This is a genomic window from Methylobacterium sp. WL19 (genome assembly GCF_008040005.1).
GTDB classification, from domain to species: domain Bacteria; phylum Pseudomonadota; class Alphaproteobacteria; order Rhizobiales; family Beijerinckiaceae; genus Methylobacterium; species Methylobacterium bullatum.
Map to the genome: position 1 here is coordinate 24387 of NZ_VRVC01000039.1, position 12484 is coordinate 36870.

Below are 12484 nucleotides of genomic sequence, written 5' to 3' on the forward strand. Positions count from 1 at the left end.
TCTCGATCACCGATGCGTACATGATGTCAGCCCTTGTTCTTCTCTTGTCGAAGAGCCCCCTCTTCGAAATGGTCTGGATGGGTCGTCGAGCGGCCTTCGCTCAGGCGGCGAGATAGGCGTAGGAAGCCGGCGCGAGCACCGAATCCGGATTGCCGCTGACGTTGCGCAGGCGCGCCAGGGTGCGCTCGTCGAATTCGGCGGTCGCCGCGATGATGTCCTCGCCGCTGATCGCGTGGGGCAGGCCGAGCGGGCGGGCGCGGAAATGCAGCTGCACCACATGCAGCAGGTAAAGCGTCGGCATCTGCAGCACGAGCCGGTTCACGCCGTGATGCATTCCCCATTCGACGATGCCGGTGAGGAGAGCGAGGGAGACCGGGTTGACCGCCTTGCCCCGCGCCCGGTGCGAGCGCGCCACCGCCTGCCGCGTCCATTCCCAGCAATCGCTGCCGCGCGGGAGTTCGCCTTCGCACAGTTGGGGCATGATGTCCGACAGCAGGTGCGGGCGTGTCGTCGGGAGAAGCCGACTATAGCCGATGACTCTGCTCTCCTCGATCGCCAGAAAATGGATGGCATGCGGCGTATCGAATTGATCGATCTCGCGACGATCCGGCTTGGCGAGGTCCGTCCATCCCTTCTCGGTCACGAAGATGTCGTGGCGCAGGCGCCAAGCCTGTTCCATCTCGTCGCGATACATGGTCTCGTTGGCGGGTGTAACGATGTGGATCATGCCAGCCTCTCCGTCTTCGGAGCATGTCTGGCAGTGCCGGGCGACGCTGCGTACTACGGGAAACCGTAGGGTCGATGGCGAGTTGCTCCACGCCAGGGTGCTGGCGGAGCGTATTCGTCTCTTCGTGCCGTCGTTTTCCGGGGACGGCACCGTGACGAGGGCTGACAATCCCTTCGGACCGTGGCGATTTCCGCATTGACCCCGAAGCGTTCTTGCAGACACTCGCCCGCGCCGAACACGCTCGATCCTGGCGGTGGGCCGCCGCGGGAAAGCCCCGGGCGGCCATCTGGCATGCCATTCGCGAAAGCCCATCGATGGAATTCTTCGCCCAGCAATTCATCAACGGCCTGACCCTCGGGTCGATCTACGGCCTGATCGCCATCGGCTACACGATGGTCTTCGGCATCATCGGCATGGTGAATTTCGCCCACGGCGACGTCTTCATGGTCTCGGCCTTCATCGCGCTCATCGCGTTCCTCATCCTCACCACCTGGCTCGGCCTGTCCTCGGTGGCCCTGGTCTTCCTGATCGTGCTCGTCATCGCCATGGCGCTGACCGCCCTGTGGGGATGGGCGATCGAACGGGTGGCCTACCGGCCCCTGCGCGGCTCGTTCCGCCTCGCACCGCTGATCTCGGCGATCGGCGTGTCGATCTTCCTGTCGAACTTCGTCCAGGTGGTGCAGGGCGCCCGCAACAAGCCGGTGCCGCCCCTCGTTCGCGACGTGGTCGTGCTCTACCAGAACGAGCAGTACACGGTGACCCTGTCCTACAAGCAGGCGATCATCATGATCACCACGGCCGTGCTGCTCGCAGGTTTCTGGTACCTCGTTCAGAAGACGCCTTTCGGCCGCGCGCAGCGCGCCGTGGAGCAGGACCGGCGCATGGCGGCGCTGCTCGGCATCAACGTCGACCGCACGATCTCCCTGACCTTCGTCCTCGGCGCCGCCCTGGCCGCCGTCGCGGGCACGCTCTACCTGCTCTATTACGGCGTGGTCTCGTTCTCGGACGGGTTCGTGCCCGGCGTGAAGGCCTTCACGGCCGCTGTGCTCGGCGGCATCGGCTCGCTTCCCGGCGCCGTGATAGGCGGGATCATCATCGGGCTGATCGAGACCTTCTGGTCGGCCTATTTCTCCATCGAGTACAAGGATGTGGCCGCTTTCTTGATCCTCATCGTCGTGCTCATCTTCAAGCCTTCGGGCATCCTCGGCCGGCCCGAAGTGGAGAAGGTCTGACGTGGCATCCGGTTCGACCACCCCCATCGCCGCGACCGCCCGCGCCGAGGCCTCTCTCCTGCCCGGCCTGATCAAGGATGCCGGGCTGTTCGCCCTGGTGACGCTGGGCCTGTGCGTGCCCATCGTCAGCTACCGCACCGATCTCGGCCAGGGCATCGGCCTCGTCATCACCAGCCGCTGGGGCACCGTCTTCGCCCTCTGCGCCGCCATCTTCGTCCTGCGCCTCGTGCAGCAGCTCTACCTCACCGGGCGGGCGCGGCGGCGGGCCGCCCGTGCGCCGGTGGTGGAAGGGGCGAGCCGCCTCGCCGCGATCCTCGCGCCCATCACCCTCGTGGTCGCCCTCACCCTGCCGCTCCTCGCCAGCCTCCTCACCGGGTCCCTCGGCGAGGGCCGCTACTGGATCGATCTCGGCATCCTGATCCTGACCTACGTCATGCTCGGATGGGGGCTCAACATCGTGGTCGGCCTCGCGGGCCTGCTCGACCTCGGCTACGTCGCCTTCTACGCGGTGGGGGCCTATTCCTACGCCCTGCTCTCCACGGTGTTCGGCCTGTCCTTCTGGATCTGCCTGCCCTTGGCCGGCCTGTTCGCCGCCGCCTTCGGCGTGCTGCTGGGCTTTCCCGTCCTCAGGCTCCGGGGCGATTACCTCGCCATCGTGACCCTGGCCTTCGGCGAGATCATCCGCCTCGTCCTCATCAACTGGACGGACTTCTCGGGGGGCGCGGCCGGCATTTCCTCGATCCCGCGCGTCAGCTTCTTCGGCCTGCCCTTCACTGCGGGTGAGAACGGGTTCGCCGCCACGTTCGGGCTCAGCTTCAACGCCATGCACCGGCTGGTCTTCCTGTATTACCTGATCCTGGTCCTGGCGCTCGTCACCAACCTCGTGACCCTGCGCATGCGGCGCCTGCCCCTCGGGCGGGCCTGGGAAGCGCTGCGCGAGGACGAGATCGCCTGCCGCTCGCTCGGCATCGACACCACCATCACCAAGCTCACCGCCTTCGCCCTGGGGGCGATGTTCGCGGGCTTCGCCGGATCGTTCTTCGCCGTGCGGCAGGCCTTCGTCTCGCCGGAGAGCTTCAACTTCCTGGAGAGCGCCATCATCCTGGCCATCGTCGTGCTTGGCGGCATGGGCAGCCAGATCGGCGTCGCCATCGCCGCCATCGTCATGATCGGCGGCCCCGAACTCCTGCGCAATCTCGGCTTCCTCAAGGCCGTGTTCGGCGAGGGGTTCGATCCCAACGAGTACCGCCTGCTCCTGTTCGGCCTCGCCATGGTGGCGATGATGGTGTTCCGCCCGCGCGGCCTCATCTCCGAGCGAACGCCCTCCGTCACCATCGCGGAGCGCGGCCGATGACCCTCGCCACAGGCATCAACCGGCTCGCGACGGTGCAGGACGAGCCCCCCGCCGCCATTCCCGGCGGCCCCGCCGATCCGGTGCTGATCGTCGACCACCTGACCATGCGGTTCGGCGGCCTCACCGCCGTCAACGACCTCTCGTTCAAGGTCGGGCGCGGCGACATCACGGCCCTGATCGGCCCCAACGGCGCGGGCAAGACCACGGTCTTCAACTGCATCACGGGCTTCTACAAGCCGAGCGAGGGCATGATCCGCCTAGTGCAGAAGGGCGGGGAGACCTACCTCCTCGAGCGCCTGCCCGGCCATGACGTGAACCGGCTCGCCCGCGTCGCCCGCACCTTCCAGAACATCCGCCTGTTCCCGCGCATGACCGTGCTGGAGAACCTGCTGGTGGCCATGCACAAGCCGCTGATGCGCGCCTCGGGTTTCTCGATCCTCGGCATTCTCGGCCTGCCGGCCTATCGCAGCGCGGAGAAGGCGGGAATCGAGAAGGCCGCCGCCTGGCTCGACCGGATCGGTCTCACGGCGCGGGCCGACGATGCCGCCGGCGACCTGCCCTACGGCGATCAGCGCCGGCTCGAAATCGCCAGGGCCATGTGCACCGATCCGGTGCTGCTCTGCCTCGACGAGCCCGCCGCCGGCCTCAACCCGCGCGAATCCTCGGAGCTGAACACCCTGCTGCGGCTGATCCGGGACGAGTACGACACCTCCGTCCTCCTCATCGAACACGACATGTCGGTGGTGATGCAGATCTCCGACCGGATCGTCGTGCTCGATTACGGCACCAAGATCGCCGACGGCACGCCCGACGACATCCGTACCGATACCCGCGTCATCGCCGCCTATCTGGGCGTCGACGACGAGGAGGTGGCGGCGGTGGAGGCCGAGGTCGGCCTGACGGGAACGCAAGCATGAGTGTCGCCGGCATCAACGTCCTCGTGGAGGAGACCCGCGCGCTTCAGGCGCCGCTCCTCGATGTGCGCGGCGTCTCTGCCTATTATGGCAGCATCCAGGCCCTGAAGGGCGTCGATCTGCACGTGAACGAGGGCGAGATCGTCGCCCTGATCGGCGCCAACGGGGCCGGCAAGTCGACCCTGATGATGACGATCTTCGGCCAGCCGCAGGCACGGACCGGCAGCATCACCTATGCGGGCCGCGACATCACCCGCATGGCGACCCACGAGATCGCGCGCCTCAACATCGCCCAGTCGCCGGAGGGGCGGCGCATCTTCTCCCGCATGAGCGTGCGCGAGAACCTGCAGATGGGCGCGGCCCTGCATGGCGGGCGCTATTTCGCCGAGGATCTCGAGCGCATGTGCGTCCTGTTCCCGCGCCTGAAGGAGCGGCTCGACCAGCGCGGCGGCACCATGTCCGGCGGTGAGCAGCAGATGCTCGCCATCGCCCGCGCCCTGATGAGCCGCCCGAAGCTCCTGATGCTCGACGAGCCGTCGCTCGGCCTCGCCCCGCTCATCGTCAAGCAGATCTTCTCGGCCGTTCGCGAGCTCAACGAGCGCGAGGGGCTCACCGTCTTCATCGTCGAGCAGAACGCCTATCACGCCCTCAAGCTGGCCCATCGCGGCTACGTCATGGTGACGGGCGCGGTGACGATGAGCGGCACGGGCCGCGAGCTCCTCGACAACCCGCAGGTGAAGGCAGCCTATCTCGAAGGGGGCCAGCATTGAGCGGGTTGGCAGGCGTGGAACGGGAATCCCACCCGCGCCCTCATCCTGAGGTGCCCGCGCCAGCGGGCCTCGAAGGAGGCCTCCATCGAGCAACGAGGCATCTGGAGGGCTCCTTCGAGGCCTCCGCTTCGCTGCGGCACCTCAGGATGAGGCCGGCGGACGGGATCATCGGTTGGCGCCGACCGGTCGCGCGCTTCTCGTTAGGCAAGGCATCATGACCGAGACCCTGTCCCTCGACACGCCCAATCTCGGCATCTTCCTCCTCGTCACGCTGGCGATGGGAGGGGGCGCTGCCTGGATGGCGGGCAGCAGCTTCGCCAGGGGATGGCGTCCGTTCTGGCAGTGCGTGCTGGCAGGGCTCGCCATCGCTGCGGTCTCGCGCTTCCTGCATTACGCCCTGTTCTCGGGTACGCTGCTCTCGCCGGCCGGCTACGCCCTCGACGCGGTGGTGATCCTCGCCATCGGCGCGCTCGGCTACCGGGTCACCCGCACCCGGCAGATGACCACCCAGTATCGCTGGCTCTACGAGCGCACCGGCCCGCTATCCTGGCGGGACCGGCAAGGGACGTGAGCCCGACACATCTTCGTGCAACCATGCGCCAAGCGGGACACGTTCAATCCGCCGCGCTGATCGAGGGGAAATGACCATGAAGACACTGATGGCGATGAGCGTGGCGCTGGGTGCGCTGATGCTGGCGGGTGCCGCGCAGGCCGAGATCAAGATCGGCGTGGTCGTCCCGGTCACCGGCCCCAACGCGGCCTTCGGCGCGCAGATCAAGACCGGCGCGACCCAGGCGATCGCCGATATCAACAAGGCCGGCGGCGTCAACGGCGAGAAGCTCGTCATGACCGTGGGCGATGACGCCTCCGATCCCAAGCAGGGCGTGTCGGTGGCCAACAAGTTCGCTTCCGAGGGCGTGAAGGCCGTGGTCGGCGCGTTCAATTCCGGCGTCTCGATCCCGGTCTCCGACGTGCTGCAGGAAGCCGGCATCATCGAGATCAGCCCCGCCTCGACGGCGATCAAGTATACCGAGCGCGGCAACTGGAACACGTTCCGCACCTGCGGTCGCGACGACCAGCAGGGCGCGGTGGCGGGCGCCTACCTCGCCGACAAGTTCAAGGGCAAGAAGATCGCCTTCGTCCATGACAAGACCCCCTACGGACGCGGGCTGGCCGACGAGACCCTGAAGGCGCTCAAGGCCAAGGGCGGCACCAACGTTATCTTCGAGGGCATCAACCCCGGCGAGAAGGACTTCTCCTCCCTCGTCTCGAAGCTGAAGCAGGCCGGCATCGACGTGGTCTATTTCGGCGGTCTCTACACCGAGGCCGGGCTCCTGATCCGCCAGATGCGTGACCAGGGCCTCGCCGCCCCGCTCATGGGTGGCGACGGCATCGCCGACCGGGAATTCTCTCAGGTCGGCGGTCCCGGTTCGGACGGCACCCTGATGACCTTCTCGCCCGACGCCCGCAAGAACCCGAAGGCCAAGGCCACCATCGACTCCTTCAAGGCCATGAACTTCGATCCCGAGGGCTACACGCTCTATTCCTACGCCGCCGTGCAGATCCTGAAACAGGCGATGGAGGCGACGAAGTCGAGCGACGGGCAGAAGATCGCCACCTACATGCAGCAGGGCAAGCCGTTCGACACCGTGATCGGCGACATCTCCTACGACAAGAAGGGCGACATCACCCGGCCCGACTACGTCATGTACATGTGGAAGAAGGGCGCCGACGGCGCCATCAACTACGCCGGCAACGAGGTCCCGTAGAACTACGCTTACCCCTCTCCCCGCCGGGCGGGGAGAGGACTTCGTCCTCCCCTTGTCGGGAGGCGAAGTGAGCCCGTCAGGGCGAGGGTGAGGGGGTGACTCCGGGTATGGCTCCTCCAGCCAAGCCCCCTCACCGTCGGCTGCCGCCTCGCCGCGCTGACGACAGGGGCGTCGCTTCCATCTCCCCGCGTGCGGGGAGATGGAGTGCGCGCCGGCCTTTCGGAACAGAACCCGTAGGGCATAGTCTTCCGCCTCTCCCCGCATGCGGGGAAAGGCAGTGCTCACCGAGACTGCCTCAAGGCGTCGGGCTTTCCCCGTGCTGGCCGTCGAGCGCCACGTCGGCGCTGGGCACGCTCTCGTTCACGGCCTGCGCCCGGCGGATGTCCGGTGAGGTCGCTTCCGCGAGGAGGTCGGCCAGAGCCGTGTCGAGGGCGGCGGTGCGGGTCTGCTGGCTGCCCAGCCGGCGGATCGAGACGGTGCGCTCCTCGCCTTCCTTGCGGCCGACCACGAGCATGACCGGCACCTTGGCCAGGGAATGCTCGCGGACCTTGTAATTGATCTTCTCGTTGCGCAGGTCCGACTCGACCCGGAGCCCGGCGCGGTTGAGCGCGGCCACCACCTCGCGGGCGTAGCCGTCGGCATCTTGCGTGATCGTCGCCACCACCACCTGAACCGGCGCGAGCCAGAGCGGGAAATGGCCGGCGAAATGCTCGATCAGGATGCCGGTGAAACGCTCCAGCGAGCCGCAGATCGCCCGGTGGACCATGACCGGAGCCTTCTTCTGGCTGTCGGCATCGACGTAGAACGCCCCGAAGCGCTCCGGCAGGTTGAAATCCACCTGGGTCGTGCCGCATTGCCAATCGCGGCCGATGGCGTCGCGGAGCACGTATTCGAATTTCGGCCCGTAGAAGGCGCCCTCGCCCGGGCTGATCTCGGTCTTGATCCGGCCGCCCGACTGCTCCTCGATCTGCGCCAGGACGCGGGTCATCACCTCCTCGGCATGGTCCCACAGGGCATCCGAACCGACCCGCTTCTCGGGCCGGGTCGAGAGCTTCACCACGATGTCGCCGAAGCCGAAATCGCTATAGGTCGAGAGGATCAGGTCGTTGATCTTGAGGCATTCGTCGGCGAGTTGGTCCTCGGTGCAGAAGACGTGGGCATCGTCCTGGGTGAACCCGCGCACGCGCATCAGGCCGTGCATGGCGCCCGAGGCCTCGTAGCGGTGGACGATGCCGAACTCGGCCATGCGCAGGGGCAGGTCGCGGTAGGATTTCAGGCCGTGCTTGAAGATCATCACATGGCCGGGGCAGTTCATGGGTTTGAGCGCGAACCAGCGCTTGTCCTCAGCCTCGTCGCCCGCACTTTGCGCGGCGAACATGTTCTCCCGGTACCAGTCCCAGTGGCCGGAGGTCTCCCAGAGCGACTTGTCGAGGATCTGCGGCGCGTTCACCTCGGCGTAATCGCCCTTCAGGCGCCGGCGCATGTAGGCGATGAGCTCCTGGAAGATGGTCCAGCCCTTGGCGTGCCAGAACACGACGCCCGGCCCCTCCTCCTGGAAGTGGAACAGGTCCATCTCGCGGCCCAGGCGCCGGTGGTCGCGGCGCTCGGCCTCCTCGAGCCGGTGGAGATAGGCGTCGAGGTCTTCCTTCGTGGCCCAGGCGGTGCCGTAGATGCGGGTCAGCATCGGGTTGTTGGAATCGCCGCGCCAATAGGCGCCTGCCACCTTCATCAGCTTGAAGGCGGTGCCGACCTTGCCCGTGGAGGTCATGTGCGGGCCGCGGCAGAGGTCGAACCACTCCCCCTGGCGATAGATGTTCAGGTCCTCGCCGGGTGGGATCGCGTCGACGAGCTCGACCTTGTACCGTTCGGCTTTCGACTCGAACAGCGCCCGCACGTCGTCGCGCTTCCACACCTCCTTGGTGAAGGGGGCGTCGCGGGCGATGAGCTCGCGCATCTTCGCCTCGATCTTGGGGAAGTCCTCGGGGGTGAACGGCTGGTCGCGGGCGAAATCGTAGTAGAACCCATTCTCGATCACCGGGCCGATGGTGACCTGGGTCTCCGGCCACAGGGATTGCACGGCCTCCGCCAGGACGTGGGCGCAATCGTGCCGGATCAGTTCCAGGCTGCGCGGGTCGGCGCGGTCGAGGAACTCGATGCGCACGTCCGAATCGATCAGGTCGTCGAGATCGCGGACCCGCCCGTCGAGGGCCATCGCCACGGTGCGCTTGGCGAGGCTCTTGGCGATGCCCTCGACCACGGTACGGCCGGTCACCGCGGCGTCGTAGCTGCGGGTGTTGCCGTCTGGGAATGTCAGGATGGGCATCGGATCGGGTCTCCTTGCGCTCACTCCTGCGAACGAGGCAGGTAAGCGGCTGGTGTTCGGATGGCGCGCGCTCGGCGCGAGGGGCGCGGTTTAGACCGTTTCGCAGGAGGAAGAAATCCGCGCGGGCCATCGACCGGCCTTTTACGGGCTCTCGCGGACGTGAACGCACTTCCGAGACGATCCGGGTCGGTTGATACAAGCTGCGATTGACAAGCTTCCGGCCCCATCCGCCCATTCACGCATCACGGAACCGGGATGGCCGGCAGCGGGCGGATGCTCGTGCCGGTTCGCCGAGAAGGTCCGATCAAGCAGGCCGGCCCGAAAGGCGACCGGCCGAAGGGAGAGTATCGATGGCGAATCCAGCTTCCGCCGCTGCCGCCGAGCCCGTCCCGGCGGCGGATACGCCCGCGCGCCGGTTCTGGCCGCAGGGCTGGTGGCGGATCGTCGATGTCAAGATCGGCATCATTCCCCTGCCGGTCTATCTCATCCTCGTCGCCCTCCTCGCCGTCCTGACCTCGGAGGGCGAGATCAAGCCCGATGCGCCGACGATGATCGCGGTGCTGGCGCTCGGCGGCTTCACCTGCGCCGAGATCGGCAAGCGGCTGCCGGTCCTGAAGAATATCGGGGCAGGCGCGATCTTCGCGACCTTCATCCCCTCGGCCCTGGTCTATTACATGTTGATCCCGACGCCGCTGGTGAAGGCGATCACGGATTTCACCAAGTTCACCAACTTCCTCTACCTGTATATCGCCACGATCATCGTCGGCAGCATACTGGGCATGGACCGCGAGGTGCTGATCAAGGGCTTCCTCAAGATTTTCGTGCCCCTGGCGGCCGGCTCCGTGGCGGCGGCCTGCGTGGGCACGCTGGTTGGCACCCTGCTCGGCCTCGGCGCCTATCACACCTTCTTCTTCATCGTCGTGCCGATCATGGCCGGCGGCGTCGGCGAAGGGGCGATCCCGCTCTCCATCGGCTACGCCGCCATCCTCGGCCAGGGCCAGGGCGACGTGTTCGCGCAGGTTCTGCCTCCCGTCATGCTCGGCAGCCTGACGGCGATCGTGCTGGCCGGCACCCTCAATGCCGTGGGCAAGCGGATGCCGCATCTCACCGGCGAGGGCCGCCTGCAGCCGGACCGGGACAACGACGTCACCGCCGCCAAGGTCGAGGACGCGCCCGTGGATGCGGCGACGGTGGGAGCGGCCGCGCTCACCGCCGTGACGCTCTACCTCCTCGGCGTGATGATGCACCACCTCACCGGGCTCCCCGCTCCCGTGGCGATGCTGTTCCTCGCCGTGCTCGCCAAGCTCGCCAGCGCCGTCTCGCCACGCCTCCAGGCCGGCGGCTTCGTCGCCTACAAGTTCGTCCAGATCAGCATGACCTATCCGCTGCTCTTCGCGATCGGCGTGTCGATGACCCCCTGGGACAAGCTGGTGGCGGCGTTCACGCTGGCGAACCTCATCACCATCGTCTCGACGGTGGTGACGCTGATGGCCACCGGCTTCCTGGTGGGACGCCGCCTCGGCATGTACCCGATCGAGACCGCCATCGTGAATGCCTGCCACAGCGGCCAGGGCGGCACCGGGGACGTGGCGATCCTCACCGCCGCCAACCGCATGGCGTTGATGCCCTTCGCCCAGATCGCCACCCGCATCGGCGGCGCGCTGACGGTGACGGGGACGCTGGTGGTGATGCGCTGGGTCAGCGGGGGCTGAGGGGAGCGGCCACGACGACCTCCGTCCTCACCGAATTCGCGATGAAGCACTCCTCATGCGCGGCCTCGTGGAGCGCCGCGATCCGTTCCGGATCCGGGGCGGTGCCGGCCCAGTCGATGTCCGGGCGGAGCGTGACCCGCGTCACCGCACGACGTCCGGGCCTCGTCTCCTCCAGCACGCCCTCGACATGGTCCCGATAGGCGGTGACGCCGAATCCGGCGAGGCGCGCGAGATGGAGGAAGGTCAGCATGTGGCAGCTCGACAGCGCCGCGACCAGCATCTCCTCCGGGTCGACGGCCTCGCGAGCGGCCCATTTCCCGACCACGTGCTCCGATGCGGTGCCGGCGAACGTCACTGTGTGCCCCCGGCCGTAACGCCCGGCGGCGAAATCCTCCCCGGGCTTCAGGGCCCAGGCGACATCCGCGATATGGGTCGACATGCAGTGTTTCTTCCGTCGCATCGCCGGTGATGGGGCAACGCTACCCTCCCGCGCGCTCGTCTTCCACCGCCTCGCACGCAAACGGCGATGGCGGCGCGTTCACTCCGCGCCAGCGCCCATAGGTCCAGGGGGCGTACCAGGCCGAGCGCGGCGGCAGGGTCTCGGGCACGATGTCGATGCCATGCGTGCCGAACGGGCCGCAGCGGCAGATGCGCGAGAACCCGATCCAGCCGCCCGGCCACAATCCGTACCGGCGGATCGCCTCGTCGGTGTAGTCCGAACAGGACGGCCAGTGCCGGCATTGCCGGCCGATCAGGCCCGACAGGGTGAGCTGGTAGCCCCGGATCGCCCAATGGGCCGCGCGGCGGACCATGGCTCTATTCGGCGGCCTGAGCCTTGGCGGCGACCTGATCGAGGGCATTCACCACGGCATCGAAGGTGAGGAGGGTCGAGGCGTGGCGCGCCTTGAAGTCCCGCACCGGCTCGAGAACGGCGAGGTCGGCCCACTCGCCCTGCGGTGCCGGCCCGTTCTCCTTGAGCATGCGCCGCACCGTGTCGCGCACCTCCCGCAACTCGTCCGCCTTTGCGCCGACCACGTGGCGGGCCATGAGCGAGGATGACGCCTGGCCTAGGGCGCAGGCCTTCACCTCATGGGCGAAGTCCGTCACCGTGCCGTCCTTGACCGAGAGATCGACGGTGACGGTGGAGCCGCAGAGCTTGGAATGGGCGGTGGCGCTGGCATCCGGTGCGTCGAGCCGGCCGAGACGGGGGATGTCGGCGGCGAGTTCGAGAATGCGGCGGTTGTAGATATCGTCGAGCATATGCGAGGTCCCGTCGGGGCGTCGGCAGCGAGCCGGCTTCCGATCACGATGGTCTGATCCGCATTCCCCGCATTGCGCGGCGGCGCGATAACGACGATATAGGCGCCAGCGTACCGTTTCGCGAGGAGGCGGTTCGTCGACCAGGGTCGCGCCCACGGCCAAGGAAATTCTCATCGTTCGGGCGCCGGCCTGCGGCAACGCGGCTGAAAACGCGACCGAGATGGTTCGACGATGTACGCAAAACCAGATAGTTCGACGATGAACGCACGTGTCGCCCGTGCGGGAGATGCCATGGATGCCGCGCTCAAATCCCTTTCCTACCGGCTGACCGAGACGGATCATCAGGGAATGGACCCGACTGCCAAGGCTGTGCCCGCGCCCCTGAACGGGATGCGCAACGACAATTCCCGCCCCGTGGAGGCC

Annotated in this window: 12 protein-coding genes and 1 pseudogene; 8 read left to right on the plus strand and 5 right to left on the minus strand. The window is 67.2% G+C overall.

Annotation, left to right across the window (positions count from 1 at the left end; translation table 11 throughout):
• Positions 1–100: 100 nt before the first annotated feature.
• Complete coding sequence (locus FV220_RS10195; protein WP_018044022.1) at positions 101–727, minus strand: acyl-homoserine-lactone synthase; 627 nt, start codon at positions 725–727, stop codon at positions 101–103.
• A gap of 314 nt (positions 728–1041) precedes the next feature.
• Between FV220_RS10195 and FV220_RS10200 the strand changes: the two genes are divergently transcribed.
• From FV220_RS10200 to FV220_RS10230, 6 genes are all read left to right on the plus strand, one after another.
• Positions 1042–1959 carry a branched-chain amino acid ABC transporter permease gene (locus FV220_RS10200; RefSeq protein ID WP_056142360.1) on the plus strand — a complete coding sequence of 306 codons (918 nt, stop codon included), beginning with the start codon at positions 1042–1044 and terminating at the stop codon, positions 1957–1959.
• Between the two features lie 25 nt (positions 1960–1984).
• Positions 1985–3313 (plus strand): high-affinity branched-chain amino acid ABC transporter permease LivM, encoded by a 1329-nt coding sequence (livM, locus tag FV220_RS10205; RefSeq protein WP_147831183.1) that lies wholly within the window; start codon positions 1985–1987, stop codon positions 3311–3313.
• Positions 3314–3417: 104 nt separating this feature from the next.
• Positions 3418–4230: an ABC transporter ATP-binding protein gene (locus tag FV220_RS10210; RefSeq protein ID WP_051074405.1), complete on the plus strand. Its 813-nt coding sequence runs from the start codon at positions 3418–3420 to the stop codon at positions 4228–4230.
• Positions 4227–4997: an ABC transporter ATP-binding protein gene (locus FV220_RS10215; protein WP_056250224.1), complete on the plus strand. Its 771-nt coding sequence runs from the start codon at positions 4227–4229 to the stop codon at positions 4995–4997. Before FV220_RS10210 ends, FV220_RS10215 begins: the two co-directional genes overlap by 4 nt.
• 214 nt (positions 4998–5211) lie before the next feature.
• A complete protein-coding gene (locus tag FV220_RS10225) occupies positions 5212–5568 on the plus strand; it encodes a DUF6867 family protein (protein ID WP_018044027.1) in 357 nt (118 codons plus the stop codon).
• A 76-nt stretch (positions 5569–5644) separates the two neighbouring features.
• Complete coding sequence (locus FV220_RS10230; protein ID WP_056142544.1) at positions 5645–6766, plus strand: branched-chain amino acid ABC transporter substrate-binding protein; 1122 nt, start codon at positions 5645–5647, stop codon at positions 6764–6766.
• Between the two features lie 295 nt (positions 6767–7061).
• Here FV220_RS10230 and thrS read toward each other — a convergent pair whose 3' ends face one another.
• The gene (gene thrS, locus FV220_RS10240; protein ID WP_147831168.1) at positions 7062–9089 is read right to left on the minus strand and encodes a threonine--tRNA ligase; all 2028 of its coding nucleotides are present in this window, start codon (positions 9087–9089) and stop codon (positions 7062–7064) included.
• 350 nt (positions 9090–9439) lie between these two features.
• Between thrS and FV220_RS10245 the strand changes: the two genes are divergently transcribed.
• Positions 9440–10801: a 2-hydroxycarboxylate transporter family protein gene (locus FV220_RS10245; protein ID WP_147831170.1), complete on the plus strand. Its 1362-nt coding sequence runs from the start codon at positions 9440–9442 to the stop codon at positions 10799–10801.
• Here FV220_RS10245 and FV220_RS10250 read toward each other — a convergent pair.
• The 3 genes from FV220_RS10250 to FV220_RS10260 are packed head-to-tail and all read right to left on the minus strand — an operon-like array spanning position 10788 to position 12061.
• Positions 10788–11240 carry an OsmC family protein gene (locus FV220_RS10250; protein WP_147831172.1) on the minus strand — a complete coding sequence of 151 codons (453 nt, stop codon included), beginning with the start codon at positions 11238–11240 and terminating at the stop codon, positions 10788–10790. The two genes, FV220_RS10245 and FV220_RS10250, sit on opposite strands and share 14 nt — an antisense overlap.
• 40 nt (positions 11241–11280) lie before the next feature.
• A complete protein-coding gene (yidD, locus tag FV220_RS10255; RefSeq protein WP_147831174.1) occupies positions 11281–11613 on the minus strand; it encodes a membrane protein insertion efficiency factor YidD in 333 nt (110 codons plus the stop codon).
• A 4-nt stretch (positions 11614–11617) separates the two neighbouring features.
• Positions 11618–12061 (minus strand): iron-sulfur cluster assembly scaffold protein, encoded by a 444-nt coding sequence (locus tag FV220_RS10260; RefSeq protein WP_027173118.1) that lies wholly within the window; start codon positions 12059–12061, stop codon positions 11618–11620.
• A 231-nt stretch (positions 12062–12292) separates the two neighbouring features.
• Here FV220_RS10260 and FV220_RS26485 point away from each other — a divergent pair.
• Positions 12293–12484 (plus strand): annotated as a pseudogene (locus tag FV220_RS26485) (GTP cyclohydrolase I FolE); the annotation flags it as partial.

Bases quoted from the DNA above. Each gene is read 5' to 3' on its own strand.
- yidD (WP_147831174.1), bottom strand. From the start codon at position 11,613: ATGGTCCGCCGCGCGGCCCATTGGGCGATCCGGGGCTACCAGCTCACC.
- FV220_RS10210 (WP_051074405.1), top strand. From the start codon at position 3,418: ATGCGGTTCGGCGGCCTCACCGCCGTCAACGACCTCTCGTTCAAGGTC.
- FV220_RS10225 (WP_018044027.1), top strand. From the start codon at position 5,212: ATGACCGAGACCCTGTCCCTCGACACGCCCAATCTCGGCATCTTCCTC.
- thrS (WP_147831168.1), bottom strand. From the start codon at position 9,089: ATGCCCATCCTGACATTCCCAGACGGCAACACCCGCAGCTACGACGCC.
- FV220_RS10195 (WP_018044022.1), bottom strand. From the start codon at position 727: ATGATCCACATCGTTACACCCGCCAACGAGACCATGTATCGCGACGAG.
- FV220_RS10260 (WP_027173118.1), bottom strand. From the start codon at position 12,061: ATGCTCGACGATATCTACAACCGCCGCATTCTCGAACTCGCCGCCGAC.
- FV220_RS10250 (WP_147831172.1), bottom strand. From the start codon at position 11,240: ATGTCGACCCATATCGCGGATGTCGCCTGGGCCCTGAAGCCCGGGGAG.
- FV220_RS10200 (WP_056142360.1), top strand. From the start codon at position 1,042: ATGGAATTCTTCGCCCAGCAATTCATCAACGGCCTGACCCTCGGGTCG.
- FV220_RS10245 (WP_147831170.1), top strand. From the start codon at position 9,440: ATGGCGAATCCAGCTTCCGCCGCTGCCGCCGAGCCCGTCCCGGCGGCG.
- FV220_RS10215 (WP_056250224.1), top strand. From the start codon at position 4,227: ATGAGTGTCGCCGGCATCAACGTCCTCGTGGAGGAGACCCGCGCGCTT.
- FV220_RS10230 (WP_056142544.1), top strand. From the start codon at position 5,645: ATGAAGACACTGATGGCGATGAGCGTGGCGCTGGGTGCGCTGATGCTG.